The sequence below is a fragment of the Streptomyces sp. NPDC031418 genome (assembly GCF_055581605.1).
Map to the genome: position 1 here is coordinate 4,731 of NZ_JBVIJC010000021.1, position 25,540 is coordinate 30,270.

The 25,540-nt window shown below is 73.4% G+C and carries 22 protein-coding genes; 18 read left to right on the plus strand and 4 right to left on the minus strand.

Annotated features, from left to right (window positions below; all coding sequences use genetic code 11):
- Positions 1–184 precede the first annotated feature (184 nt).
- From ACZ5CZ_RS28190 to ACZ5CZ_RS28200, 3 genes are all read right to left on the minus strand, one after another.
- Positions 185–1,366, minus strand: a complete 1,182-nt coding sequence (locus ACZ5CZ_RS28190) for a mannosyltransferase family protein (RefSeq protein ID WP_468947075.1) — start codon at positions 1,364–1,366, stop codon at positions 185–187.
- 154 nt (positions 1,367–1,520) lie between these two features.
- The gene (locus ACZ5CZ_RS28195) at positions 1,521–2,396 is read right to left on the minus strand and encodes a PhzF family phenazine biosynthesis protein (protein WP_468947077.1); all 876 of its coding nucleotides are present in this window, start codon (positions 2,394–2,396) and stop codon (positions 1,521–1,523) included.
- A 55-nt stretch (positions 2,397–2,451) separates the two neighbouring features.
- Positions 2,452–3,636, minus strand: a complete 1,185-nt coding sequence (locus tag ACZ5CZ_RS28200; protein WP_468947079.1) for a pyridoxal phosphate-dependent aminotransferase — start codon at positions 3,634–3,636, stop codon at positions 2,452–2,454.
- 862 nt (positions 3,637–4,498) lie between these two features.
- Between ACZ5CZ_RS28200 and ACZ5CZ_RS28205 the strand changes: the two genes are divergently transcribed.
- The 18 genes from ACZ5CZ_RS28205 (at position 4,499) to ACZ5CZ_RS28290 (ending at position 23,902) form a co-directional block, all read left to right on the plus strand.
- The gene (locus ACZ5CZ_RS28205) at positions 4,499–5,056 is read left to right on the plus strand and encodes a DUF2617 family protein (protein ID WP_468947081.1); all 558 of its coding nucleotides are present in this window, start codon (positions 4,499–4,501) and stop codon (positions 5,054–5,056) included.
- A gap of 79 nt (positions 5,057–5,135) precedes the next feature.
- Positions 5,136–6,779 carry a polyamine aminopropyltransferase gene (locus tag ACZ5CZ_RS28210; RefSeq protein ID WP_468947083.1) on the plus strand — a complete coding sequence of 548 codons (1,644 nt, stop codon included), beginning with the start codon at positions 5,136–5,138 and terminating at the stop codon, positions 6,777–6,779.
- 70 nt (positions 6,780–6,849) lie between these two features.
- The gene (locus ACZ5CZ_RS28215) at positions 6,850–7,773 is read left to right on the plus strand and encodes an SRPBCC domain-containing protein (RefSeq protein WP_468947085.1); all 924 of its coding nucleotides are present in this window, start codon (positions 6,850–6,852) and stop codon (positions 7,771–7,773) included.
- Between the two features lie 39 nt (positions 7,774–7,812).
- Positions 7,813–8,601 carry an aldose epimerase family protein gene (locus ACZ5CZ_RS28220; RefSeq protein WP_468947087.1) on the plus strand — a complete coding sequence of 263 codons (789 nt, stop codon included), beginning with the start codon at positions 7,813–7,815 and terminating at the stop codon, positions 8,599–8,601.
- Positions 8,602–8,611: 10 nt separating this feature from the next.
- Positions 8,612–9,160: an orotate phosphoribosyltransferase gene (pyrE, locus tag ACZ5CZ_RS28225; protein WP_031172616.1), complete on the plus strand. Its 549-nt coding sequence runs from the start codon at positions 8,612–8,614 to the stop codon at positions 9,158–9,160.
- 153 nt (positions 9,161–9,313) lie between these two features.
- The gene (gene fbaA / locus ACZ5CZ_RS28230; protein ID WP_385841782.1) at positions 9,314–10,336 is read left to right on the plus strand and encodes a class II fructose-bisphosphate aldolase; all 1,023 of its coding nucleotides are present in this window, start codon (positions 9,314–9,316) and stop codon (positions 10,334–10,336) included.
- Positions 10,337–10,405: 69 nt separating this feature from the next.
- Complete coding sequence (locus tag ACZ5CZ_RS28235) at positions 10,406–11,920, plus strand: MFS transporter (RefSeq protein ID WP_468947090.1); 1,515 nt, start codon at positions 10,406–10,408, stop codon at positions 11,918–11,920.
- Between the two features lie 96 nt (positions 11,921–12,016).
- Positions 12,017–12,430: a DUF3151 domain-containing protein gene (locus tag ACZ5CZ_RS28240; RefSeq protein WP_385841784.1), complete on the plus strand. Its 414-nt coding sequence runs from the start codon at positions 12,017–12,019 to the stop codon at positions 12,428–12,430.
- Between the two features lie 161 nt (positions 12,431–12,591).
- A complete protein-coding gene (locus ACZ5CZ_RS28245) occupies positions 12,592–13,437 on the plus strand; it encodes a tryptophan 2,3-dioxygenase family protein (protein WP_385841785.1) in 846 nt (281 codons plus the stop codon).
- A complete protein-coding gene (kynU, locus tag ACZ5CZ_RS28250; protein ID WP_468947092.1) occupies positions 13,430–14,626 on the plus strand; it encodes a kynureninase in 1,197 nt (398 codons plus the stop codon). The genes ACZ5CZ_RS28245 and kynU overlap by 8 nt, the downstream gene beginning before the upstream one ends.
- A gap of 232 nt (positions 14,627–14,858) precedes the next feature.
- Positions 14,859–15,767 carry an alpha/beta hydrolase family protein gene (locus ACZ5CZ_RS28255; RefSeq protein ID WP_468947094.1) on the plus strand — a complete coding sequence of 303 codons (909 nt, stop codon included), beginning with the start codon at positions 14,859–14,861 and terminating at the stop codon, positions 15,765–15,767.
- 196 nt (positions 15,768–15,963) lie between these two features.
- Complete coding sequence (locus ACZ5CZ_RS28260; RefSeq protein WP_468947095.1) at positions 15,964–17,115, plus strand: alpha/beta hydrolase; 1,152 nt, start codon at positions 15,964–15,966, stop codon at positions 17,113–17,115.
- Entirely contained in the window at positions 17,108–18,349 is a 1,242-nt protein-coding gene (locus ACZ5CZ_RS28265) for an acyltransferase family protein (RefSeq protein WP_468947097.1), read from the plus strand. Before ACZ5CZ_RS28260 ends, ACZ5CZ_RS28265 begins: the two co-directional genes overlap by 8 nt.
- Positions 18,342–19,721, plus strand: a complete 1,380-nt coding sequence (locus ACZ5CZ_RS28270; RefSeq protein ID WP_385841790.1) for a sensor histidine kinase — start codon at positions 18,342–18,344, stop codon at positions 19,719–19,721. Before ACZ5CZ_RS28265 ends, ACZ5CZ_RS28270 begins: the two co-directional genes overlap by 8 nt.
- Positions 19,718–20,425, plus strand: coding sequence for a response regulator (locus ACZ5CZ_RS28275; RefSeq protein WP_385841791.1), 708 nt, complete (start codon positions 19,718–19,720; stop codon positions 20,423–20,425). The genes ACZ5CZ_RS28270 and ACZ5CZ_RS28275 overlap by 4 nt, the downstream gene beginning before the upstream one ends.
- A gap of 118 nt (positions 20,426–20,543) precedes the next feature.
- Positions 20,544–21,959, plus strand: coding sequence for a sensor histidine kinase (locus ACZ5CZ_RS28280; protein WP_385841792.1), 1,416 nt, complete (start codon positions 20,544–20,546; stop codon positions 21,957–21,959).
- Positions 21,956–22,621, plus strand: coding sequence for a response regulator (locus ACZ5CZ_RS28285; protein WP_468947100.1), 666 nt, complete (start codon positions 21,956–21,958; stop codon positions 22,619–22,621). The genes ACZ5CZ_RS28280 and ACZ5CZ_RS28285 overlap by 4 nt, the downstream gene beginning before the upstream one ends.
- A 60-nt stretch (positions 22,622–22,681) precedes the next feature.
- The gene (locus ACZ5CZ_RS28290) at positions 22,682–23,902 is read left to right on the plus strand and encodes a cytochrome P450 (protein ID WP_385841794.1); all 1,221 of its coding nucleotides are present in this window, start codon (positions 22,682–22,684) and stop codon (positions 23,900–23,902) included.
- Positions 23,903–23,981: 79 nt separating this feature from the next.
- Here ACZ5CZ_RS28290 and ACZ5CZ_RS28295 read toward each other — a convergent pair whose 3' ends face one another.
- Positions 23,982–25,502 (minus strand): APC family permease, encoded by a 1,521-nt coding sequence (locus tag ACZ5CZ_RS28295; protein WP_468947101.1) that lies wholly within the window; start codon positions 25,500–25,502, stop codon positions 23,982–23,984.
- Between the last annotated feature and the right edge of the window lie 38 nt (positions 25,503–25,540).

Sequence of the window (25,540 nt, forward strand, 5' to 3'; positions counted from 1 at the left end):
GTACGCACCGTAGGCATAGCCGAGCCCGGCCAGGGCCGCGATCACCACGGTCGCGTGCCAGGGCCGGGCTCGCGCCGTGCGGGCGAGCGCTCCGGCGAGTGGCGCGGCGGCAGGAACGGCGGCTCGGACTCGAGGAGGCCCGGTCCTCCGGCGCGACGGCGAGCAGGACGGCCCCGCCCATGCCTCACAGCGGCACCCGCGCGTACACCAGCAGGTACGCGCCGTAGGCATAGCCGAGCCCGGCCAGGGCCGCGATCACCACGGTCGCGTGCCAGGGCCGGGCTCGCGCCGTGCGGGCGAGCGCTCCGGCGAGTGGCAGCAGCAGGGGGAACGCGGGCAGCAGGAACCGTGGCTTGGACTCGAAGAAGCCCGAGCCGCCGAGCGCGATCAGCAGCAGCACCCCGCTGTAGACCAGCAGCGGCAGCGGCACGCGTTCCAGCAGCAGCAGCGCGTACAGCAGCACGCTCCCGGCCACGATCAGCAGCACCACCGGGGCGGTGAACCGGCTGCCGTGCAGCAGCATGCGCCGGACGACCAGCAGCGCGCCGTGCGCGAAGTCGAACTGCGACCCCCAGCGCCGCTGCACGTCGAAATAGCCGCCCAGCAGATCGTGCCGGCACCGGCCGACCCACAGGACGTACGCCGTCCAGCCCAGCGGGGCGAGCGCCGCGCCCGTCCACAGCCTGTGGGAAACCCGGCCGCGCCGCCGCCACACCGTGCAGCTGGCCGTGGCCAGGACGGCGGCGGCGACCGCGACCCCGTTCGGCCGGGCCAGCCCCGCGAGCGCCGCCAGCGCCCCCGCCCACACCCAGCGACCGGTCAGCAGCGCGTACAGGGCCCAGGCGGCGAGCGCGGTCAGCACCGGTTCGGTGTACGCCATCGACAGCACCACCGAGTGCGGCAGCAGCCCCCACAGCAGGACCAGCGCCAGCCCCGCCGACCGCCCGTACAGCAGGGTGCCGACCAGATGGATCCCGGCGGCGGCGACGGCGGCCGCGGCCCAGGACACCAGCAGCCCGGCGCCGCCCCCGCTGACCGGCAGCAGCGCGGTCAGCGCCCGCACCAGCGCCGGGTACAGCGGGAAGAAGGCCAGGTCGCTGTGGAGACCCGGGTCGTGCGAGGGCAGGTCGTGGCCGTAGCCGTGCGCGGCGATCCCGACGTACCAGACCGAGTCCCAGGACCGGCCGAGCAGCGCGAGCGGATGCCGGCCGGCGGCATGCGCGACGAGCGCGACCAGGGCCACGCCGGTCAGCCGCACCCCGAGGAACAGCCCCACGGCGACTCCGCTCGCGCGGACGGGGAAGGACCGGGTGCGCTCACCGGGCGCCGCGACGGGCGGGGCGAGGAGGGTGCTGGCATGACTCACATCTCCGCACCATGCAAGGCCCGGCCCGCCGACGCGAGCAGGCGGGGGCCGAGCGGCCCCCGGGTTCACCTGTGTCGCGTACGGCAGCGGGTCCGGGAGCGCCCCAGCCGGAAGGGGAGGGGGTCCCGTGACGACGTCGACCGCAGAGCGGCCTTCAGCCGATGCGCGTCCCCGCGCCGCTGACTCGGACGCGCGGGTCACCCGCGTGCAGCGTCACCGTGAGCTCGCCGGGGCGGCCCAGGTCCTCGCCCTGGTACAGGGTGAGGACGGCGTCCTCGGGAACCAGGCCGAGCTCACGGGCGTACGCGCCGAACGCGGCGGCCGCGGCGCCGGTTGCCGGGTCCTCGACGACGCCGCCGACGGGGAACGGGTCACGGACGTGAAAGACGGTGGCCGACTCCCGCCACACCAACTGGACCGTGGTCAGGTCCAGGCGGTGCATCAGGGCTTCGAGGCGCGCGAAGTCGTACGCGAGACGGGCGAGGCGCTCGCGCGTCGCCGCCGCGAGAACGAGATGGCGGGCGCCGGCGAACGCGATCCGGGGCGGGAAGGCCGGGTCGAGATCGGCGGCCGGCCAGTCCAGCGCAGCGAGCGCCTCCGCGAGGTCGGCGTCGGCGATCTCCTCGATGTGCGGCACGACACTGGTGAGCGTGGCCCTGACCGTCCCGCCCTCCTCGGTCACCTCCACCGGCACAGTGCCGGCGCGCGTCGCGAAGACCAGCTTCCCCGGGCCTGTCCGCTCGGCGAGCGCGACGGCGGTCGCTACCGTGGCGTGCCCGCAGAACGGCACCTCGGCCTTGGGGCTGAAGTAGCGGATGCTGTACGCCCGCCCCTCCTGGCCGCCGAGGCTCTCCGGGGGCGCGGTCAGGAACGCGGACTCCGAGTACCCCAGGTCGCCGGCGATGGCCAGCATGTCGCTGTCGTCCAGGCCGGTGGCATCCAGAACGACGCCGGCGGGGTTTCCGCCTCCGGGGTCGCTGGAGAAGGCGGTGTATCGCAGCACCTCGGGCCGCGGCGCATTCGTGGTCATGTCCGCGGCAACAGGGGCCGGTCCGCGGCTATTCCAGCGCAGCGGCTCCGGGGGCTCACATGGCGCGCAGCCGCCCGGCCGCTTCCCGGAGGACTTCCTCCCGCTTGCAGAACGCGAACCGCACGAACGGCGCCCCCGCCTCCCGGTCGTCGTAGAAGACCGCGTTGGGGATGGCCACCACCCCGGCCCGCTCCGGCAGCGCGCGGCAGAAGGCGAAGCCGTCCTTCTCGCCGAGCGGGCGGACGTCGGTGGTGATGAAGTACGTGCCGGCCGGCCGGAAGACCTCGAAGCCCGCCGCCGTCAGCCCCTCCGCGAGGATGTCCCGGCGGGCCTGCATGGACCGGCGGAACTCCGCGAAGTAGGAGTCGGGCAGCGCGAGCGCCTCGGCCACCGCGTACTGGAAGGGCCCGGCGGAGACGTACGTCAGGAACTGCTTGACCGAACGGACCGCGGCGACCAGCTCGGGCGCGGCCGTCACCCAGCCGACCTTCCAGCCGGTGAAGGAGAACGTCTTCCCGGCCGAGCCGATGGTCACCGTCCGCTCCCGCATCCCCGGGAACGCGGCGAGCGGCAGGTGCTCGGCGCCGTCGAAGACCAGGTGCTCGTACACCTCGTCCGTCACCACCAGCAGCTCCCGCTCCACCGCCAGCCCGGCGATCGCGGCCAGCTCCGCCCGGGTGAGGACCGTGCCGGTCGGGTTGTGCGGGGTGTTGATCAGCAGCAGCCGGGTGCGGTCGGTGACGGCGGACCGCAGCTCGTCCAGGTCCAGCCGGAACGCCCCCTCGTGCGGGCGCAGGGTGACCGGCACCCGGGTGCCGCCCGCCAGCGCGATGCTCGCCGCGTAGGAGTCGTAGTACGGCTCCAGGGCGACGACCTCGTCACCCGGCTCGACCAGTGCCAGCAGCGCGGCCGCGATGGCCTCCGTGGCGCCCGCCGTGACCAGCACCTCGCGGTCCGGGTCGTACGACAGCCCGTACCGGCGCAGCTGGTGCGCGGCGATCGCGGTACGCAGCTCCGGGATGCCGGGCCCCGGCGGGTACTGGTTCCCGCGGCCCTCCCGCAGCGCCCGTACGGCGGCCTCCCGGACCTCCTCCGGTCCGTCGGTGTCCGGGAAGCCCTGGCCCAGGTTGATCGCCCCGGTGGCCTGCGCGAGCGCGGACATCTCGGCGAAGATCGTCGTCCCGAACGCGGCGAGCCGACGGTTCAGGTAGGGGCGCGCGGTGGAGGTCATGCGGGCCATCCTGCGCCCAAGCTCTGGAGTTCCTCAACTCCGCTTTGGCGGGTCGGGCGGACGGGCATCCCCCGTGCACCGGGGCCCCGTCGGGGCCGTCCGGGGGGAACCGGAAACTCGGGGGAAGAGAAAGAAGGTGACGCCCATGGGCGACATCGTGATCGTCGTCGTGGCGGTGGTCGTGGTCCTGTGCGCGCAGATCCTGGGGTCGGCGGCGAAGAGGGCGAGGCGGGGCAAGGGGCTGGGGGGCTCGCGGTCCCGGCGGTCGTCCGGAGGGTGGTCCTCGGGGTCCTCGAGGTCCTCGGACGGATACGACAGCGGTGGCAGCTGGTGGGCCGGGAGCGGTGACTCGGGTTCGTCCGGTGGTCACAGCGGTCACAGCGGCGGTCACCACGGCGGCGGCCACCACTCCTGCGGCGGGGGTCACTCGTGCGGCGGCCACTCCTCGTGCGGCGGCGGTTCGTCGTGCGGTGGCGGTTCGTCGTGCGGTGGCGGCAGCTGACGGAGGGACGGCGGACCGCCCGGGAGAGGGCGGCGTCGACAGGGGGCGGTTTCGGCGGGGGACGGCTTCCGCAGGGGATGGTTTCGGCCGCCGCCGGCGCTCGCCGGAGGGAGGGAATCCGGCGGGCGCCCGGCCCGGATGTTCGCGCGCCCGGCGCACGCCGTGGTTGAACAGTTGAGCTGGGGAGCCCTCTGAGGGATGGAAACCCAACGAAGTTGGGTAAAAACGCTGTGGGGGCTGCACTGTTCATGATTCCCTCTAAATCGCCAACGCAGCCCCCCGGACGTCCCACAGACTCCTGACCCCGGCCGGGCCGACTGGGCTGACATGGCCGAACTCCCCCTCATCGCGTGTTAGCGGAGCCGATCCATGCTCACGACCCTGAACACCTCCTACACCGATACGCGCGCCGCCGACCTCGCCTGGGCCCTGGGGCGCGAGCCGTTGCCCGCGCTCGCCACCCTCGATCTCGAACTCACCGGCGCGAGACTCCAGTTGAGACTGCTCGGCGCCTCCCACCAGGTGCTCCTGGACGAGGAGCGGGGCAGTTGCTCGGAGACGGTCGCCTGCATCCCCGGCTCCAGCACCCCGCTGCCCCTGGGTGTCGCCAAGCGCGTCGGCGACTGGGAGTACGAGTTCGCGGCCCGCGTCGAGGTGCTCACGCCCGGCTCGTTCGCCGGCCGCGCCCAGGAGTTGCTGGCCCTCGTCTCCGACCATCCGCACGGCCTCGCCGGGGTCTTCCCCGGCAGCCCGCACGCCTTCACGGCGATGCTGGCCCAGCGGTACGAGGGTCAGGTGCACTGGCGCACCTGGCACGCCTACCCGCAGGACGGCCAGTTGGTGGCGACCCGCACCCGCGTGGGCGTCCGGGGGTCGGCGGGGAAGCCGGACCATGAGGACCGGCCTGAGCGAGTCCTTGCGCCATAAACCTTTGGGGCGTCAACTGCCCCCAGATCCACACGTGTGGGTGACAAAGCGTGCCGCGTATGTGACGTAACGTCGCAGAGTGATCGAACCGCACGCCCCTGCACCCCCGGGCTGCCCGCCGTCCTGGACAGCCGCCGCCCGGCTGCCCGTCCGGCCCGGTACCGGGCGGTTCCTGGTCCTCGTGTGCGTCTTCGTCTGCGCGGCCTGCGGACTCGTGTACGAGCTGGAACTCGTCGCGTTCGCCTCGTACTTGATCGGCGACTCGGTCACCCAGGCCTCCGTCGTGCTGTCCGTGATGGTGTTCGCCATGGGTATCGGCTCCCTCGGCGCCAAACGGCTGCGCTGGCACGCGGCCGCCGGTTTCGGCGCGGTCGAGTCGGCCCTGGCGCTGGTCGGCGGGTGCAGCGCGATGGCGCTGTACGCCGTGTTCGCCTGGACCGGCGGCTGGGGCGGGCTGTGGGCCGAGGGCCCGCGCTGGCTGCTGGTCGCCTTCTCGCTCGCCATCGGTCTGCTGATCGGCGCCGAGGTCCCGCTGCTGATGGAGCTGATCCAGCGGATCCGCCGGCAGGACGCCGGGGGCGCGGTGGCCGACCTGTTCGCCGCGGACTACGTGGGCGCCCTCGTCGGCGGGCTCGCCTTTCCCTTCCTCCTGCTGCCCTTCTTCGGCCAGTTGACCGGCGCCCTGCTCACCGGCACGGTCAACGTGGTGGCGGGCGGCGCCCTGGTGCTCGGCCTGTTCCGCCGCGACCTCACCCGCCGGGCCCGCTGCACCCTGTTCGTCGCCGGCCTCACCGTGCTCGGCGTCCTCGCCACCGCCGCCGCCCTCGCCGGTGACTTCGAACGGGCCGCCCGGCACGCGGTGTACGGCGAGGACGTCCGGGTGGCCGTGCAGACCGGCGTCCAGGAGGTGGTGTTGACCGGCGGCACCCACGGCAGGCCGCTCGACCTCTTCCTCGACGGCCGGCTGCGGGTCGGCGGCGGCGACGAGCCCTGCTACCACGAGGCCCTGGTCCATCCCGCGCTCTCCGGCGGCCCGCACGCGCGCGTGCTGATCCTCGGCGGCGGTGACGGCCTGGCCGCCCGTGAGGCGCTGCGCCACCGCGGGGTGCGCCGCGTCGACATCGTCGACCTCGACCCCGCCCTGATCCGGCTGGCCCGCCACGACCCCGGCCTGTCCGCCGCCAACGGCCACGCCTACGCCGACCCGCGCGTGCACGCCGGCCCGGCCGACGCCCTCGGCTGGCTGCGGGGGGCGCGGGCCGCGTCGTACGACGTCGTGATCGCCGATCTGCCCGATCCCGGGATCACCGCCAGCACCAAGCTGTACTCGCAGGAGTTCTACGGCCTGGCCCGCCGCGTCCTCGCGCCCGGCGGCCGGCTCGTCGTCCACGCGGGCTCGGTCACCACCCGCCCCCGGGTCTTCTGGACGGTCGCCGCGACCCTCCGCGCGGCCGGCTTCTCCGTCTCCCCCTACCGGGTCCTCGGCCACGACTCCGGGTTCCCGTCCGGCCCCGACCGCTCGGCCGCCACCTCCCGCGCCCCGCACGACTGGGGGTACCTCCTGGCCGCCCCCGGACCCACGCCACCGCCGCTGCGGCTGGACCCGGGGAGCCCGCGTCCCCGGACCCTCACCCAGCCCTCCCTGACCGCGGACGGGGAGGCGGCGCAGCGCACGAGGATCCCGGACCTGCCCGCGTCGACGCTGGTGCATCCGCGGTACTGAGCCGGGTCCGGAGCGGCCCGGCCAGCACGGCAGGGTGAGATCCGGCCATGACTGGGTAGGCTCACCGACCATGGAGCACCAGGTCTTCACCCCGGTTCCGGCCGAGCGGCTCAGGGCCGCCCTCGCCGACCCCGCCAGGGTCGCCCGGGCCGTCCCCGGCTTCCAGCAGGACCCCGGTGCCACGCCCCTCACCGGCCGGCTGAAGCTGCGCGTCGGCGGCCACTCCGTCACCTATCGGGGCGCGGCCCGGATCGCCGCCCGGCCGGACGGCACCTACCGCGTCGAGGCCGAGGCCGGCGAAGCCCGCGGCACCGGCTCGGTCGAACTCGCCGTCACCCTGCGCCTGGCCGACACCGACGGCGGCACCACGGTCACCGCCTCCGGCACGGCAACCGTGACCGGCCGCCTCACGGAACTCCCCCAGGAAGCGGTGACCTCGGCGACCACCCGCCTCCTGACCCGCTTCCTGCACGCCCTGTCCGAGGCCCCGGACACTCCGACCAGCGACACGTCGGGCGCCGACGCTCCGGAAGCGGAGGTTCCGGCCGTCGACGCCGAGGCCTCGTTCGACCCCGCTGACGACCACCTCTCCGTCTTCGACGCCGAGATTCCCCCGCCCGCCCTGGCCGCGGAGGCCGATGCCGACGACGCGTTCGAGGCGGGGCAGGAAGGCCAGGGGGACGAGGGGGACGGGGAGGACGAGGAGGACGGGGTGGATGACGGGGAGGTGGACGAGGCGGAGCTGGAGGACCGTCTCTCCGGTGTGTTCGCCGACTCCGGTGAGCCCCCCGCCGAGGCCGCGCACGCCCGCCGCACCATGATCGGCCGCAGCGCCGAGGAGGTCGACCACGCCCCGCCCCGCGGCCGCTACGCCCCCGTACCGGCCCCCCAGACCGTCGCGGGCAACCCGGCCCTGCGCTGGGCGGCCCCCGCGGCGGCACTGGCCCTGGCCTCGGCGATCGTCGTCGGCCGGGCCCTGCGCAAACGCCACTGAACGCGACGACGGTCCGGGCCGCCCCAGTAGGGTCGTCCCGTGAGTGACGAAGACATCACGCTGACAGCAGGCGACGCGGAGGTACGCGTCAGCCACACCAACGGCGGCCGGATCAGCGGACTCAAGGTCGGCTCCCTCGAACTGCTCCGCCAGGGGCCCCGCTACGGCTGCTTCCCGATGGTGCCCTGGTGCGGCCGGATCCGTGACGGCCGCTTCCTGGACGGCGCCACGGTCCGCCAGATGCCGCTCAACTCCCCGCCGCACGCCATCCACGGCACGGCCCGCGACGGCGCCTGGCGCACCGCCCGCGTCACCGCCGACGAGGTGGTGATCACCTGCGAACTGGCCGACCCCTGGCCGCACCCCGGCCGCGTCACCCAGGTCGTCACGCTCGCCGAGGACAGCCTGACGCTGACGATGTCCGTGGAGGCGTACGAGGACTCCTTCCCGGCGCAGATCGGCTGGCACCCCTGGTTCAACCGCACCCTCGACGGCGCGGACGTCTCCCTCGGCTTCGAGCCCGCCTGGCAGGAGGAGCGCGGCGCCGACCACCTGCCCACCGGCAACCGGATCGATCCCGAGCCCGGCCCCTGGGACGACTGCTTCGGCATGCCCGGCGGCGTCGACGTCACCCTCACCTGGCCCGGCCGGCTGGAGCTGAAGGTGGCCAGCAGGGAGGAATGGGTGGTCGTCTACGACGAGCAGGCCGAGGCGGTGTGCGTGGAGCCGCAGACCGGCCCGCCCAACGGGCTCAACACCCTGCCGCGCCTGGTCACGCCGCTGGAGCCGCTGGAGGCCAGCACCACCTGGAGCTGGCGCCGCATCTAAGCTGGTCGGCATGACGGATGTACGTGGCGCGCTGTTGCAGCAGATCAAGGACAAGGCCGTGGTGCACGGCAAGGTGACCCTCTCCTCGGGTCTGGAGGCCGACTACTACGTCGACCTGCGCCGCATCACCCTCGACGGCGAGGCCGCCCCGCTGGTCGGGCAGGTGCTCCTCGATCTCACCGCGGACCTGGAGTTCGACGCGGTGGGCGGGCTCACCATGGGCGCCGACCCGGTCGCGGCGGCCATGCTGCACGCCGCCGCCGCGCGCGGGAAGAAGCTCGACGCGTTCGTCGTCCGCAAGGCGGCGAAGGCGCACGGTCTCCAGCGTCGCGTGGAGGGCCCGGAGATCGCCGGCCGCCGGGTGCTGGTGGTCGAGGACACCTCCACCACCGGCGGCTCCCCGCTCACCGCCGTCGAGGCCGTACGCGAGGCCGGTGCCGAGGTCGTCGCCGTCGCCACGATCGTGGACCGGGCGACCGGCGCCGCCGAGAAGATCGAGGCCGGCGCGGGTGTTCCGTACCGGTTCGCCTTCTCGAAGGATGAACTGGGTCTGGACTGACCCGGCGGTATGACCTGGACTTGTCCGGGCCGACCGCCGGACAGGGGCCACCAGCCCGGTCTGGAAAGATGGGGACGACGATGACGTCACCCCCAAGGTCTAGGTCAGGGCCGTAACGCAGCAAAGCCAACCCGCAACACAAGGAGCGGACAGATGCCCATCGCAACCCCCGAGGTCTACAACGAGATGCTCGACCGGGCGAAGGCAGGCAAGTTCGCCTACCCGGCCATCAACGTCACCTCGACCCAGACCCTGCACGCCGCCCTGCGCGGCTTCGCGGAGGCCGAGAGCGACGGCATCGTCCAGATCTCCACGGGTGGCGCCGAGTTCCTGGGCGGCCAGTACAGCAAGGACATGGTGACCGGCGCGGTCGCGCTCGCCGAGTTCGCGCACATCGTCGCCGAGAAGTACCCGGTCAACATCGCCCTGCACACCGACCACTGCCCGAAGGACAAGCTCGACGGGTACGTCCGCCCGCTCCTCGCGATCTCCGAGGAGCGCGTGAAGGCCGGCCGGAACCCGCTCTTCCAGTCGCACATGTGGGACGGCTCGGCGGAGACCCTCGCCGACAACCTCTCCATCGCCCAGGAGCTGCTGGAGCGCGCCCGCGCCGCCAAGATCATCCTCGAGGTGGAGATCACCCCGACCGGTGGCGAGGAGGACGGCGTCTCGCACGAGATCAACGACTCCCTGTACACCACGGTCGACGACGCGATCCGCACCGCGGAGGCCCTGGGCCTCGGCGAGAAGGGCCGCTACCTGCTGGCCGCCTCCTTCGGCAACGTCCACGGCGTGTACAAGCCGGGCAACGTCGTGCTCCGCCCCGAGCTGCTGAAGGAGCTGAACGAGGGCGTCGCCGCTCGCTTCGGCAAGGACGCCCCCTTCGACTTCGTCTTCCACGGCGGCTCCGGCTCCACCGAGCAGGAGATCCTCACCGCGCTGGAGAACGGCGTCGTGAAGATGAACATCGACACGGACACCCAGTACGCCTTCACCCGTCCGGTCGCCGACCACATGTTCCGCAACTACGACGGCGTCCTGAAGGTCGACGGCGAGGTCGGCAACAAGAAGACCTACGACCCGCGCACCTGGGGCAAGCTGGCCGAGGCGGGCATGGCCGCGCGCGTCGTCGAGGCCACGCAGAACCTGCGCTCGGCGGGCAACAAGATCAAGTAACCGCCGTACGGCGTTCCCAGCGGGCCCGGCAGCCGGTCATCGGCGCCGGGCCCGCTGTATACCTGGAGAGTGCCGAACGTCCGGCTGGCCTCCCCCCAGGGCAAGTGGATCCTGCTGACCACGGTCCTGGGTTCCAGCATGGCCCTGCTGGACTCGACCGTCGTCAACGTGGCGCTCCCGAGCATCGGCCGCGACCTGGGCGCCGACCTCGCCGCCCTCCAGTGGACCGTCAACGCGTACATGGTCACGCTGGCCGGGCTGATCCTGCTCGGTGGCTCCCTCGGCGACCGCTACGGCCGGCGCAGGATCTTCGTCCTCGGGGTCGTGTGGTTCGCGGCCGCATCGCTGCTGTGCGGCCTGTCCCCGACCTCCGGGGTGCTGATCGCGGCCCGCGCGCTGCAAGGCGTCGGCGGCGCCCTCCTCACCCCCGGCTCCCTCGCCCTCATCCAGGCCTCCTTCCACCCCGACGACCGGGGCCGGGCGGTCGGCCTGTGGTCCGGCTTCGGCGGGATCGGCGCGGCCGTGGGCCCCTTCCTGGGCGGCTGGCTGGTGGCCGGGCCCGGCTGGCGGTGGGTGTTCCTGCTGAACGTGCCGCTGGCGCTGCTGTGCGTCCCGGTCGCCGTACGGCACGTCCCCGAGTCCGCCGACGAGAACGCCCGGGGCCGCTTCGACGTGCTCGGTGCCGTCCTCGGCGCCCTCGCGCTGGCCCTGCTGACCTACGCCCTGATCGAGGCCCGGAGCGGCTCCCTGGTGGTGCTGCTGAGCGCGGCAGCGGGCCTGGCCGCCGCGGTGGCCTTCGTCCACGTCGAGAGGCACCGGCCCGATCCCATGGTGCCGCCGGCCATCTTCGCCTCCCGGCAGTTCACGGCGGTCAACCTGGTCACCCTGTGCGTGTACGCGGCCTTCGGCGGCTTCTTCTTCCTCGTCGCCCTCCAGCTCCAGGTGGTGTCGGGCTACTCCCCGCTGGCCGCCGGTACGGCGCTGCTGCCCATCACGGTCGTGATGCTGCTGTTCTCCGCCCGCTCGGGGGCCCTGGCCGACCGCATCGGCCCGCGGCTGCCGCTGACCGTCGGCCCGCTGCTGTGCGCCGCCGCGATGCCGCTGATGCTGCGCGTGGGCCCGGACGCGCGGTACGCCACCGACGTGCTGCCCGCCCTGCTGGTCATGGCCGCCGGCATGGTCACCCTCGTCGCCCCCCTCACCGCCACGGTCCTCGCCTCCGTCGACACCGCCCGGGCGGGCCTGGCCAGCGGTATCAACAACGCGGCGGCCCGGGCGGCAGGCCTGGTGGCCGTCGCCGCCCTGCCCCTGCTGTCCGGGATGGGCCCGGAGGCGTACCGGTCGGCGACGGCGTTCGACGCGGCCTTCGACCGGGCGATGCTGATCTGCGCGGCGGTGCTGCTGCTGGGCTCGGCCCTGTCCTTCACCCTGATCCGCCGCCTCCCTCCGGACTGCCACCACCCGGAATGCAGGGTCCACAGCTGTGTGACGGCTCCGCCGCTGGAGGGCGAGGGCGGGGAGGACGCCGAGGGCGCGGGCGAGGAGGAGGGGCAGGGGCAGGGACGGGGTGAGGGTCGTGGGTAGGTGCGGCCGGGTGGTGGGCCGGTCGCGCAGTTCCCCGCGCCCCTTACGGGGCAGCAGCCCCGCCCGTGTCCACCGCCGTACGCCAGACTGGACCCCATGACGATTCACGAGAACCTGCTCGGCGGCCCGCCCCCCACCCACCTCCCCGAGGAGCCGGAGCCCCGCGACCTCCTCGCCCAGGGCACCCCGTCCGCGGACGTCGCCGCGAAGTACCCCACCTCCTCGCTCGCCTGGGCCCAGCTGGCCGACGAGGCGTTCGAGCGCGGCGCGGTCGTGGAGTCGTACGCCTACGCCCGTACCGGCTACCACCGCGGCCTCGACGCGCTGCGCCGCAACGGCTGGAAGGGCCACGGCCCGGTCCCCTGGGAGCACGAGCCGAACCGCGGCTTCCTGCGCGCCCTGCACGCCCTCGCCCGCGCCGCCCAGTCCATCGGCGAGCAGGAGGAGTACGAGCGCTGCACGCAGTTCCTGAAGGACTCCTCGCCGACGGCGGCCCAGACCCTGGGCTGACCCCGGCATCCCCTACGGGAGGGACAGGTGTGGCCCGTCTGGCAGCAGACGGGCCTTGCCGTATCCGTGCCGATTGCGGAGGATTCCGGGTGGGGACCGGGGCCCCCGTGCCGGAATCGGCAGGGGCGGACCGCTACCCGGAGTAACAACAGGAGACAGCGATGTCCCAACAGGCTCACCCCCTTCCCGAGGCCGAGCCCGAGACCCCGCATCTCGACTTCGCCGGTACGACGCCGTACGAGGACTACGTCAAGGCGGACGTGCTCACCCACCTCCAGCACACCCTCTCCGACGATCCCGGAGAGATGGTCTTCCTGGTGACGACCCAGGTCATGGAGCTGTGGTTCACCGTCATCGTGCACGAGTGGGAGACCGCGGCGAACGCCCTGCGCTCGGACGACGTACCGACCGCGATCGCCGCGCTGAAGCGCTCCGTCCGCGAGCTGGAGGCCCTGAACGCCTCCTGGACGCCGCTCGGCCAGCTCACCCCGGCGCAGTTCAACTCGTACCGCAGCGCCCTCGGCGAGGGCTCCGGCTTCCAGTCGGCGATGTACCGCCGCATGGAGTTCCTGCTCGGCGAGAAGTCCGCCTCCATGCTCGTACCGCACCGCGGCGCCCCGCGCGTCCACGCCGAGCTGGAGAAGGCGCTGCACGAGCCCAGCCTGTACGACGAGGTCGTACGGCTCCTCGCGCGCCGCGGCCACGCCATCCCCGACAGCCTGCTGCACCGTGACGTCTCCCGGCGCTACGAGCCCTCCGACGCGGTCGAACAGGCCTGGGCCGCCGTCTACTCGGGCGACCAGAACGCCGAACTCGCCCGGCTCGGCGAGGCGTTGACCGACGTCGCCGAGCTGGTGTGGCGCTGGCGCAACGACCACCTGGTCGCCACCCGCCGCGCGATGGGCGCCAAGCCCGGCACCGGCGGCTCGGCCGGCGTGGCCTGGCTGGAGAAGCGCGCCCGCAAGAACGTGTTCCCCGAGCTGTGGACGGCGAGGTCCCATGTCTGAGCTGGCGATGCAGGCGGAGAAGCTGGACGCGGCGGACGAACTGGCCCCGCTGCGGTCCCGCTTCCACCTCGACGAGGGCGTCTATCTGGACGGCAACTCGCTGGGCGCGCTCCCGGCGCACGTCCCCGACCGGGTCGCGGACGTCGTCCGCCGCCAGTGGGGCGAGCTGCGCATCCGCTCCTGGGAGGAGAGCGGCTGGTGGACGGCGCCGGAGCGGATCGGCGACCGGATCGCCCCGCTGGTCGGCGCGGCCCCGGGCCAGATCGTGGTCGGCGACTCGACCAGCGTCAACGTCTTCAAGGCCCTGGTGGCGGCGGTCCGCATGGCGGGCGAGGACCGTACCGAGATCCTGGTCGACGCGACGACCTTCCCCACGGACGGCTACATCGCCGAGTCCGCCGCCCGGCTGACCGGCCGCACCCTGCGCCCGGTGACCCCGGCCGAGGTGCCGGACGCGCTGACCGGCCGTACCGCAGCGGTCCTGCTCAACCACGTCGACTACCGCACCGGCCGGCTCCACGATCTGCCGTCCCTGACGGCGGCCGTGCACGCCGCGGGCGCCCTCGCCGTGTGGGACCTGTGCCACAGCGCGGGCGCGCTGCCGGTGGGCCTGGACGAGCACGGGGTCGACCTGGCGGTCGGCTGCACCTACAAGTACCTGAACGGCGGCCCGGGTTCACCGGCGTACCTCTACGTCCGCCAGGAGCTCCAGCCCCGCTTCGACTCCCCGCTGCCCGGCTGGAACTCGCACGCCGACCCCTTTGGCATGGACCCGTCCTACGCCCCGGCCCCGGGCGCGCTGCGCGGCCGGGTCGGCACCCCGGACATCCTCTCCATGCTGGCCCTGGAGGCGGCCCTGGACGTCTGGGAGGGCGTCTCCGTCACCGCGGTCCGCGCCAAGTCCCTCGCCCTGACGGACTTCTTCCTGCGGTGCGTGTCCGCGTACACGGAACCCGGACGGGTGGAGAACCTGACGCCGGTGCCGCACGGGCAGCGGGGCAGCCAGGTGGCCCTGCGCTGCGCGGACGCCGGTGAGGTGATGCGGCGCCTGATCGCCCGGGGCGTGGTGGGCGACTTCCGCCATCCCGACGTGCTCCGCTTCGGCTTCACGCCCCTGTACGTGGGCTTCGCGGACGTGGAACGGGCGGCCAGGGTGCTGGCCGAGGAACTGGTCCGGCAGCCGGAGTAGGACCGCTGTGGGCCACCGGGCCGGGCAGCCCGCGGGCGCCCGGTGGCCCACAGAACCGTTTTGCCCTCACCGAGCGTGACATCCCCATGTCCGCGCACGTCACCGGCCTGATACGGTCCCGCCAACGGTGCACAGCCGCCACGCGACCGCCACACCCTGACGACGTGTCACCGACGGGTCGTCGACGTTCTGTCGGCGTTCCATCGACGTTCCATCGCTGAGAGGTTGGAGCATGCCGGACGACGCAGCAGCAGCCCGCGCCGCCGCCGAGGAGGAGTCGGCCTTCTCGCACGCCCCGGTCGATCCCGACGTCACCGTCGCGTACGGCACACACCCCGACCAGGTGATCGACTTCTACGCCCCGCGCACCGCTGCGGCCGCGCCCGCGCCGCTGGTGGTGGTCCTGCACGGCGGCGCCTGGCGCGCCCGCTACGACCGCCGCCACATCACCCCCTTCGCGGACTACCTGGCCCGCCGGGGCTTCGCGGTGGCCAACGTCGAGTACCGGCGCGGCGGCGACTCCCCGATCCCGGGACAGAACACGGGCAACTCCCCGAACGCGGGCGACGCCACCCCGCCCGCCGGCCGCTGGCCCGACACCTTCGACGATGTCGCGGCGGCTCTGGACGCCCTGCCGGACCTGGTCCGCGCGGCGCTCCCGCAGGCCGACGTCCGCCGCACGGTGCTGACCGGCCACTCCGCGGGCGGCCATCTGGCCCTGTGGGCGGCGGCCCGGCATGTGCTTCCCGCGGACTCCCCGTGGCGCACGGACCGCCCGGCACCGCTGCGCGGGGTGGTGGCCCTGGCCCCGATCGCCGACTTCGAGGTGGCCGAGAAGCTGGACGTCTGCGGCAATGCGTCGCTGCAACTCCTCGGCGGTACCGCCCACTTCGCGGCCCGCCGCCCCTATGCCGACCCCGCCCTCCTCCTCCCGACCGGCATCGCGACGACGCTGGTGCAGGGCCGTACGGACCTGGTGGTGCCGCAGGCGGTGGCGGAGTCGTACGTCGATGCCGGCGCGAGGGCGGGGGAGATGGCGGGCCTGACGCTGCTGGAGGACGTGGGCCACTTCCCGCTGATCGACCCGGCGGCGGACGCGTGTGCGGTGGTGGCGGAGGAGATCGCTCAACTGGCGTGGTGAGCGGTGGGGTTGGGTGGGGCTGAGGGGGCTTGAGGGTGCCGGGTGTGACCCGTAGGGCGGTACCCGGGGGATACCCGTAGTACCTGAGAGCTACCCCGCAGGACAGCTCCCTGGCGTGACGCCGACGAGGGTTCCCGATTTCTAACTTCCTTCCTGGAGCAGCCCGATGGCCGGGCGTCCCGAAAGGAAGCCACCCATGGGCGACCCGCGCACACTCCAGCCGCCGACAGCTCATCCCGAGGGCAACCTGCGCCCGCAGTCGCGGACGTCGCTCGCATGCGCCGACGGTGACCTGCGCCCGGACACGGCGAACCCGCAGCCGCCGACGGTGGGTTCGCCCCACGGGGGCCACTCACATTTGACGACGAAAGCTGCCCACCCCCATCCCCGCCGCCACCCCTGGCACCGCCCCCTCCTCGCCACACTCCTCACCGCCGCCATAGCCATCCCCCTCTCCGCCGCCGCGCTCCCCCCGATCCCGTCCCCCACCCCCGCACACCTCCCCCCACTCACCCCCACCACCCTCGCCGCCACCTACGACGCCAACCGGGCCAACGCCACCGAGGCCGCCCGTATGGCCGCCGCCGACGGCGACGAACACCGCGCGGCCGCCGACGCCTCCCTGGCCTCCCCCACCCGCCACCTCCTCAGCTTCGACGGCCGCGGCCCCGGACAGGCCACCGAGGCCCTCGGCGACCTCCTCCACGCCGACCGCGTCGCGATCCTGGTCCCCGGCTCGGACACCTCCCTCGACACCTACGCCCGCTTCCACACGGCGGCCGCGTCCCTCTACCGGCAACTGACGGCCACCCCGGCCACTCCCGGCCACCGCGCCGCCGTCATCGCCTGGCTCGGCTACCGCACCCCGGGCACCGTCAGCTCCACCGTCACCACCACCACCCGCGCCGACGAAGCCGCCCCCCGCCTCCGCTCCTTCGTCCGCCGACTGCGCACCCTCACCCCGCCCCGCACCCGCGTCTCCCTCCTCTGCCACTCCTACGGCTCGGTGGTCTGCGGCCGGGCCGCCCCCGGCGTGGACGCCGACGACATCGCTCTGATCGGCAGCCCCGGCACCGGCGCGGACTCGGTGTCCGCCCTGCACACCAACGCCCGGATCTGGGCGGCCCGCGGCAGCGACGACTGGGTGGCACACGTCCCGCACCGCCGCGCCCGCCTCCTCGGCACCACCGTCGGCTTCGGCACCGACCCGGTCTCCCGCGCCTTCGGCGCCCGGGTCTTCGACGCGGCCGACGCCGGCCACAGCGGCTACTTCACCCCGGGCTCGACCGCCCTCGCCAACCTGGCCCGGATCACCCTCGGCGAGACCGCGGAGGTCACCCATGCCTGACCGGCCGACCGGCGCCACCCGCCCACCGCTCACCACCCCGCGCCCGTTCCGCGTCCTGCGCGCGATCCGCGAGGGAGCCGAGCGCGTCGACAGGGCCACCCCCGCCGGCCGCGACCGGGCGATCGACGCCCTGCGCGCCCTCGCGATCCTCGGCGTGGTCCTGGGCCACTGGCTGGTGACGGCCCTGGTCGCGACGGACGGCGGCCTGCACACCGCCAGCCCCCTCCAGCACCTGCCCCGGCTGGCCCCGGTCTCCTGGCTCTTCCAGACCCTGGCCGTGTTCTTCCTGGTCGGCGGCCATGTCGCGACCCGCGGCCTGGCAGCCGCCCGCACGCGAGGCGAGACCTACGCCGTCTGGCTGCGCGCCCGGCTGACCCGGCTGCTGCGCCCGGTGGCCGCCCTGCTGTGCCTGTGGACGGTGACGGCCACCATCCTGCTCCTCACCGGCGTTCCGTTCGGCACCATCCACACGCTGCTGAAACTGGCGCTGTCCCCGCTGTGGTTCCTTCTGGTCTTCGCCGCGCTGACGGCCGCCACCCCGCTCGTCGCCCGCCTCCACCCCCTCTGGCCGCTCGCGGTCGTCCTGCACGTGGACGTCCTCCGCTTCGGCCTGCACCTCGGCCCGTCCTGGCTCGCCTGGGTGAACGTGGCCGCGGGCTGGCTGGTGCCGTACACCCTGGGCGCGGCCTGGGCCCGGGGCGAGCTGAGCACGCGCCGCTCGGCCTGGGTCCTCCTCCTCGGCGGTACGACGGCCACGGCCGCCCTGGTGCTCGTCGCGGGCTACCCGGCGTCCATGGTCGGCGTCCCCGGCGCGAGGATCTCCAACCTGGACCCGCCGACCCTGGCGGCCGTCACCTTCGGCCTCGCCCAGTGCGGGCTGGCCCTGCTGCTGCGCGACCGCCTCCGCCGGGCGACGGCCCGCCCGCTCGCCTGGGCGGCGACAGTGTTCGTGAACCTCTCCGCGATGACGATCTACCTCTGGCACCAGACGGCGATGATGGCCACCACCGTCACCGCCCTTCCGGCCGGCCGCCTCCCCGGCCTGCACACCTCGCCCGACTCCCTGACCTGGGTGGCCCAGCGGCTGGCCTGGCTCCCCGTCTTCGCGCTGGCCCTGCTCCTCGCCCGGGCGGCCTTCCGCCACCACGAACAGGGGACTCGGCGCCCCCGGAACCGCACGTCACGCGTGCTGCACCGGCACCTCCCTCCCGCGAAGTCCCCGCACCATGCCTAGAGTTACCGACGTGACGCCCGCGGCCCCCCAAGACCCCACCCCGGGGCCCTCGCCCACCCCGGCGCCCCCCGCCGAAGGGCCCGCGAGCCGTGGCCAAGCCCTGCGCGCCTGGCTCGGCGCGTCCCCCTCCCCGCACTCGCCCCCCTTCTCCCGCCACCGCTGGGTGCGCCTGCTCACCTACCTCGTCACCGTCTACATCGCGCTGGCCCTCGCCCTCGGCGGCGGCTCGGAGATCACGGACACCTACCGCCTCGCCGCCCCCACCGCCTTCCTCCTCGCCTCGCTCCAGGCCGCCGCCGTCGTGCTGGCCCTCTGGCGCCCCGTCCCCGCGTGGGTGCTCTCCCTGGCCGACGCCGTGGCCACCGCCCTCCTCGCCCGATCCCATCTGGAGTCGGTTCCCGGCCAGGGCCCCGAATGGCCGTGGGCCACCCCCGCCCTCCAGGCGCACATGGCCGTGTTCCTCCTCCTGGCCCTGCGCGTCCGTGTCCGCGGCACCCTCGGCGCGCTCGCCGCGACCGCCCTGCTGACCTGGGTCCTCCAGACCTGCCTGAACACGGGCCACTCCTCAGGGACGGGCTTCGTCGCCGTCCTTCTCTTCGCCGTCGCCGTCCTCGTCGGCACCGTTCTGCGCAGCCGCAGCGAGGTCCGTACCCAGCTGGTCCAGCAGACGACGATCACCGCGGAGGAGCGCGCCCGCCGCACCCTCCTGGAGGAGCGCAGCCGGATCGCCCGCGAGCTGCACGACGTGGTCGCCCACCACATGTCGGTGATCTCCATCCAGGCCCAGGTCGCCCCGCACCTGGTGGAGAACCCCTCCGAGGAACTGAAGGAGAACCTGGCCGGCATCCGCAACAACGCCCTGGAGGCGCTGACGGAGCTGCGCCGGGTGCTGGGCGTGCTGCGTTCCGAGCAGCCGGACGACCCGAGCGCCCCCGACGCCCCGCAGCCGAACCTCGCCCGGCTGGACGCGCTGCTGGAGAACACCAGGGCGGCCGGTCTGCACGTGGAGAAGCTGGTGGTCGGGGAGGAGCGCAGCTATCCGCCCGGAGTGGAGCTGTCGGCGTACCGGATCATCCAGGAGGCGCTGAGCAACGTCCTGCGGCACGCGCCGGGCGCCGGGGCCCGCGTGGAGATCGACCATCTGCCCGACGGTATCTTCCTGAGCATCATCAACGGCCGCCCCCGGTATCGCGTCCTGCCGTCCCCCGGCAGCGGCCACGGTCTGCTCGGCATCCGGGAGCGCGCGGCCATGCTGGGCGGACACGTCACCACGACCTCGACCGTGCAGGGCGGCTTCATGGTGACGGCCTTCCTGCCCCGCGCGGGCACCCCCGTGGCCGGCCACCCCCCGACAGGAGACGGAACCCCATGACGAGCGGCTTGACGAGCAGCGTGACGAGCGGCGTCGGCACCATCCGGGTCCTCATCGCCGACGACCAGCAGATGGTCCGGCAGGGCTTCACGGTGCTGCTCAACACCCAGCCGGACATCGAGGTGATCGGGCAGGCGGTGGACGGCCGCGACGCGATCGCGAAGTCCGCCGAACTGGCTCCGGACGTCGTACTGATGGACATCCGGATGCCCGAACTCGGCGGCATCGAGGCGACCGAACGCATCACCGCCGACCAACCCGCCGTCAAGGTACTGGTGCTGACGACGTTCGACCTGGACGAGTACGTGTACGACGCGCTCCGGGCCGGCGCCTCGGGCTTCCTGCTGAAGGACGCCTCCGCGGAGCAACTGGCCGAGGCGGTACGGGTGGTGGCCGCGGGCGACGCCCTGCTCGCCCCCGGTGTCACCCGCCGTCTCATCGCCGAGTTCGCCCGGCTGAACGGCAGCCCGCGCTCCCCGCTGAAGCAGCGCGTCGGCGACCTCACCGAGCGGGAGACGGAGGTGCTGGCGCTGATCGCCCAGGGCCTGACGAACGCGGAGATCGCCGAGCGGCTGGTCGTCGCCGAGCAGACCGTGAAGACCCATGTCGGCCGGATCCTGATAAAGCTGGGCCTACGCGACCGCACCCAGGCGGCAATCTTCGCCTACGAATCCGGCGTGATCCGCCCCGGCAGCGCCCGCTGAGCCTTCGCGAGAGGCAGCCGACCGTTTCCCGGGCGACCCGTAGTACCTGAGAGGGACCTTCAAGGACCCCTCTTCAAGGGGACGACCCGGGGGGCGGCCGAGGCCTACCGTCGTGTACGTGACCCAGACGACGCACACGCAGACGACTCCGCCGGGCGCGGCCGGCCGGCCGCGCAGCCCGGAGTTCCGGTTCGCCGCGGAGGCCCTGCGCGGGCTGCGGCAGGACCTGTTCCACGAACCCTTCGCCTACCGCCCGTTGCCCCGCATGGGTGTGGACGGCCCGCTCACCCGCCGCCTGCCCGGCCGTTCGAAGGGGTACGTGGGCCGGATACCGCACACCGTGGTGGCCGGCCTGGGCGTGCTGTCGATGCTCCTCGCCGTGGCCGCCTCCTTCGAGTACGGTCCGCCGGCCCTGTTCTGCGGGCTGCTGGCGCTGGCGCCGGTGCTGCTGACGCTGGCGCGTCCGGTGGGCGCGTTCTGGTGCTCGCTGGGTGCGACCACCCTCGCCGCCGCGCTCGACCGGGGCGACTGGAGCGACTGGCCGTGGCTGCCGGGCAGCTTCCTGTCCCATCTGGTCGTGCTCACGGTCGTCGCACTGCGCACCCGCCCGCGCACGGCGGCCTCGATGTGGCTGATGACCGCGGTCTACGGCTTCCTCGCCGGAAGCGTCATCGGCCGGGGCCGGTTCGGCAACGACGTGTCCCCGATGCTGATCACATCGGCGCTGAGCCTGCTGGCCGTCACGGTCTGGCACATACGGCGGGAGGCCGCGCAGGAGGTGACGGCCCAGCAGTCGGTGACCGAGCACGAGCGCTCACGGCGCACGCTGCTGGAGGAGCGCACCACGATCGCCCGTGAGCTGCACGACGTGGTCGCCCACCACATGTCGGTGGTGGCCATCCAGGCGGAGGCCGCGCCCTACCGGGTGGAGAATCCCCCGCCGGAGCTGGAGAAGGCGTTCGCCACCATCCGGGAGAACGCGGTGGCGGCCCTGACCGAGCTGCGCCGGGTCCTCGGGGTGGTCCGAGCGGAGCACTACGAGGCTCCGGACGCCCCCCAGCCGACCCTCGCCGACCTGGGCGGACTGCTCGCCAATGTGCGGGAGGCCGGCCTGGAGGTGGAGCAGGCGGTGACCGGCGCGGTGCGCGAACTGCCGCAGGGGGTGGAGCTGTCGGCGTACCGGATCGTGCAGGAGGCGCTCAGCAACACGCTGCGGCACGCACCGGGGGCGAGCGCGCGGGTGGAGCTGGGGTATGTGCTGGGCGGTCTGGGCCTGCGCATCGTCAACGGCCCGCCGCCGGCACCCCACCTCGTCAAGCCCTCCCCGGGCGCCGGGCACGGTCTCACCGGCATGCGGGAGCGGGTCTCCATGCTGAACGGCGACATGGCGACGGGCCCGACGGCCGACGGAGGCTTCGAGGTCACGGTGTTCCTCCCGGCCCACCCCATACCCACGGCCCCGGACACCGGCAAGGACACCGCCGTCGACATCGGCAAGGACACCGCCACGGGCACGGCCGAGGGTGGGGCATGACGATCCGCGTACTGATCGCCGACGACCAGATGATGGTCCGGGAGGGCTTCTCCGTCCTGCTGAACGCGATGCCGGACATCGAGGTCGCCGGGGAGGCCGTCAACGGCCGGGAGGCGGTCGAGCAGGTGCGCCGGCTGGCCCCGGACGTGGTGCTGATGGACATCCGCATGCCCGAGCTGAACGGCATCGAGGCGACCCGGGAGATCGTCGCGGCGGACGCCTCGGCGAAGGTGCTGGTGCTGACGACGTTCGACCTGGACGAGTACGTCTACCAGGCGCTGCGGGCGGGAGCCTCCGGCTTTCTGCTGAAGGACGCGTCCGCCCGCCGGCTGGCCGAGGCGGTCCGGGTGGTGGCCGCGGGCGAGGCGCTGCTGGCGCCCTCGGTCACCAAGCGGCTGATCGCGGAGTTCTCCCGGCTGGCCGAGGCGCCCCGGCTGGTGCCGTCGGTGCAGGCGGCGTACGGGGAGCTGACCGAACGGGAGACGGAGGTGCTGGTCCTGATCGCGCAGGGGCTGTCCAACGGGGAGATAGCCGAGCGGCTGGTGGTGGCGGAGTCCACGGTGAAGACGCATGTGAGCCGCATCCTGGTGAAGCTGGGGCTGAGGGACCGCACCCAGGCGGCGGTCTTCGCCTACGAGGCCCGCCTGGTGGCGCCGCGGTAGACCGGGGGCGCGGAGACCAGGGCCTGGTCAGGGCGCGGCACTCGGGGCTAACGTCCGTCCATGGCAGCGCTTGCGGACCTCGCTTTCGACCCCTGGGACCCCGCCTTCCTCGCCGACCCCTACCCGGCCTACGCCGAGCTGCGGGCCCGCGGCAGGGTGCTCCGGTACGAGCCGACGGACCAGTGGCTGGTCCCGCGCCACGCGGATGTCTCCGCGCTGCTGCGCGACCGCCGCCTCGGCCGCACCTACCAGCACCGTTTCTCGCACGAGGAGTTCGGCCGGAGCGCGCCCCCGCCGGAGCAGGAGCCGTTCCACACGCTGAACGACCACGGGATGCTCGACCTGGAGCCGCCGGACCACACCCGGATCCGGCGTCTGGTGTCGAAGGCGTTCACCCCGCGCACGGTGGAGCGGCTGAAGCCGTACGTCGACGGGCTGGCCCGGGACCTGGTGGCCGGGCTGGTCCGGCGCGGCGGCGGCGATCTGCTGACGGAGGTGGCGGAGCCGCTGCCGGTCGCGGTGATCGCGGAGATGCTGGGCGTCCCGGAGTCGGACCGGGGGCAGCTGCGCCCGTGGTCGGCGGACATCTGCGGGATGTACGAGCTGAACCCGTCGCCGGAGACGGCGGCCCGGGCGGTGCGGGCGTCGGTGGAGTTCTCGGGGTATCTGCGGGAGCTGATCGCGGCCCGCCGCAAGGAGCCGGGGGAGGACCTGATCTCGGGTCTGATCGCGGCGCACGACGAGGGCGACCGGCTCACCGAGCAGGAGATGATCTCCACGGCGGTGCTGCTGCTGAACGCCGGTCACGAGGCGACGGTGAACGCCACGGTGAACGGCTGGTGGGCGCTGTTCCGCCACCCGGAGCAGCTGGCGGCCCTGCGCGCCGACCACTGTCTGGTGCCGTCCGCGATCGAGGAGCTGATGCGCTTCGACACCCCGCTCCAGCTCTTCGAACGCTGGGTGCTGGACGACATCGAGATCGACGGCACGACGATCCCGAGGGGCGCGGAGATCGCCATGCTGTTCGGCTCCGCCAACCGTGACCCGGAGGTCTTCGCCGACCCGGACCGCCTGGACCTGACCCGTCGGGACAACCCGCACATCTCCTTCAGCGCCGGCATCCACTACTGCATCGGCGCCCCGCTGGCCCGGATGGAGCTGGCGGCCTCGATGACGGCCCTGCTGGAGCAGGCCCCGACCCTGGCCCCGGCGGCGGAGCCGGAGCGCAAGCCGAACTTCGTGATCAGGGGCTTGCAGGGACTGCGGGTGGAGGTGCGCTGACCGGCCACCGGGCCGACCGGGCGGCCGGTGTCCGGGCAGCGGGTGTCCGGCCGACGCGCACATCCACCGGTCCCCGGGGCTATCGCTCCTTGGTCTCCTGGAGCACCGTGCGGCCGAGCAGCGCGTACCGCTCGGGTGCGCGGTGCTTGAGGTACTGCGCGCAGCCGAGGCCGGCGGCCGCGATCAGGGCCACCAGCCAGGGGGTCGCCTTCAGCACCAGGGAGCCGGACTCGGGGCCGGCGGCGACGCCCATGTTGGACACCAGCAGCACCACCACGGCGAGCATCGCCACCCCGCCGAGCAGCGGCGCGGTGAAGGTGCGGAACCAGTGCCGGCTCTCGGGGTGGTGGGAGCGGAAGTAGACCAGCACCGCGAAGGAGCACACGGCCTGGACGACCAGGATCGCCATGGTGCCGAGGATGGCGAGCAGGACGTAGGTGCCGGTGTACGGGTCCTTGCCGGCGGCCCAGAACGCGCCGATCAGTACGGCGGCCACGCAGGTCTGCACCACCCCGGCGATGTGCGGGGAGCCGTGCCGGGCGTGGGTCCGGCCGATGGTGCGCTTGAGCGAGGGCAGCACCCCCTCCCGCCCGAGGGCGTACAGATAGCGGGCGGCGCAGTTGTGGAAGGCCATGCCGCAGGCCAGCGAGCCGGTGATCATCAGCCACTGCATGACGACGACCGCCCAGTGGCCGACGTAGCGCTCGGTGGGCAGGAAGAACAGGTCGAGCGGGTTGCCGGAGGAGGCGGCCTTCAGGGCCTCGCGTTCGCCGTTGCCGGTGATGGCCATCCAGGAGACCAGGACGTAGAAGACCCCGACGCCGAGGACGCTGATCATCGTGGCCTTGGGGATGATCTTCTTGGGGTCGCGGGACTCCTCGCCGTACATCGCGGTCGACTCGAAGCCGACCCAGGACCAGAAGGCGAAGAAGAGTCCGAGGCCCGCGGAGGTGCCCTTGAAGGCGTTGACCGGGTTGACGGGGGCGAAGGTGAAGCCGTGCGGGCCGCCGCCGTGCAGGGCCACGGACACCGCCATGGCGGCCAGCACGGTCACCTCGGTCGCGAGCAGCACCACCAGCAGTTTCTCGGCGACGCTCACGCCGAACCAGGTGCCGGTGGCGTTGACCGCGAGCATCAGCACCGCGAAGGCCCACCAGGGCACGTGGACGCCGGTCTGGTCCTTCAGGGTGGTCGTGGCGAAGGTGGAGAAGATGCCGATGAGCGCGGGTTCGAAGACGACGTAGGCGAAGGTGGCGAGCAACCCGGCGGCCAGTCCGGCGGTGCGTCCGAGGCCGTAGGAGATAAAGCCGTAGAAGGCCCCCGTGGAGGTGATGTGCTTGGCCATGGAGGTGAAACCGACGGAAAAGATTGCCAGGACGACCATTGCGACGAGGTAGCTGGCGGGTGCGCCGACGCCGTTGCCGGACGAGACCATGAAGGGCACGTTGCCGGTCATCGCGGTGATCGGTGCGGCCGTCGCCACCGCCATGAACACCACCCCGAGCAGCCCGACGGCGTTGGGTTTCAGCCGGTGAACCGTTTCTGCGCCGTCTCCGCCGTCCGTCTTCGCCGCCGGGGCGATGTCCTCGTCCACTGCCATCGGGTGGCCCCCTCCGTGTCCGGTCGCTGGGTCCTGAT

Excerpts from the sequence above, each read along its gene's own strand:
- ACZ5CZ_RS28195 (WP_468947077.1), bottom strand. The coding sequence starts at position 2,396 with ATGACCACGAATGCGCCGCGGCCCGAGGTGCTGCGATACACCGCCTTC.
- ACZ5CZ_RS28200 (WP_468947079.1), bottom strand. The coding sequence starts at position 3,636 with ATGGCCCGCATGACCTCCACCGCGCGCCCCTACCTGAACCGTCGGCTC.
- ACZ5CZ_RS28205 (WP_468947081.1), top strand. The coding sequence starts at position 4,499 with ATGCTCACGACCCTGAACACCTCCTACACCGATACGCGCGCCGCCGAC.
- ACZ5CZ_RS28215 (WP_468947085.1), top strand. The coding sequence starts at position 6,850 with ATGGAGCACCAGGTCTTCACCCCGGTTCCGGCCGAGCGGCTCAGGGCC.
- pyrE (WP_031172616.1), top strand. The coding sequence starts at position 8,612 with ATGACGGATGTACGTGGCGCGCTGTTGCAGCAGATCAAGGACAAGGCC.
- fbaA (WP_385841782.1), top strand. The coding sequence starts at position 9,314 with ATGCCCATCGCAACCCCCGAGGTCTACAACGAGATGCTCGACCGGGCG.
- ACZ5CZ_RS28240 (WP_385841784.1), top strand. The coding sequence starts at position 12,017 with ATGACGATTCACGAGAACCTGCTCGGCGGCCCGCCCCCCACCCACCTC.
- ACZ5CZ_RS28245 (WP_385841785.1), top strand. The coding sequence starts at position 12,592 with ATGTCCCAACAGGCTCACCCCCTTCCCGAGGCCGAGCCCGAGACCCCG.
- kynU (WP_468947092.1), top strand. The coding sequence starts at position 13,430 with ATGTCTGAGCTGGCGATGCAGGCGGAGAAGCTGGACGCGGCGGACGAA.
- ACZ5CZ_RS28255 (WP_468947094.1), top strand. The coding sequence starts at position 14,859 with ATGCCGGACGACGCAGCAGCAGCCCGCGCCGCCGCCGAGGAGGAGTCG.
- ACZ5CZ_RS28260 (WP_468947095.1), top strand. The coding sequence starts at position 15,964 with ATGGGCGACCCGCGCACACTCCAGCCGCCGACAGCTCATCCCGAGGGC.
- ACZ5CZ_RS28265 (WP_468947097.1), top strand. The coding sequence starts at position 17,108 with ATGCCTGACCGGCCGACCGGCGCCACCCGCCCACCGCTCACCACCCCG.
- ACZ5CZ_RS28270 (WP_385841790.1), top strand. The coding sequence starts at position 18,342 with ATGCCTAGAGTTACCGACGTGACGCCCGCGGCCCCCCAAGACCCCACC.
- ACZ5CZ_RS28275 (WP_385841791.1), top strand. The coding sequence starts at position 19,718 with ATGACGAGCGGCTTGACGAGCAGCGTGACGAGCGGCGTCGGCACCATC.
- ACZ5CZ_RS28285 (WP_468947100.1), top strand. The coding sequence starts at position 21,956 with ATGACGATCCGCGTACTGATCGCCGACGACCAGATGATGGTCCGGGAG.
- ACZ5CZ_RS28290 (WP_385841794.1), top strand. The coding sequence starts at position 22,682 with ATGGCAGCGCTTGCGGACCTCGCTTTCGACCCCTGGGACCCCGCCTTC.
- ACZ5CZ_RS28295 (WP_468947101.1), bottom strand. The coding sequence starts at position 25,502 with ATGGCAGTGGACGAGGACATCGCCCCGGCGGCGAAGACGGACGGCGGA.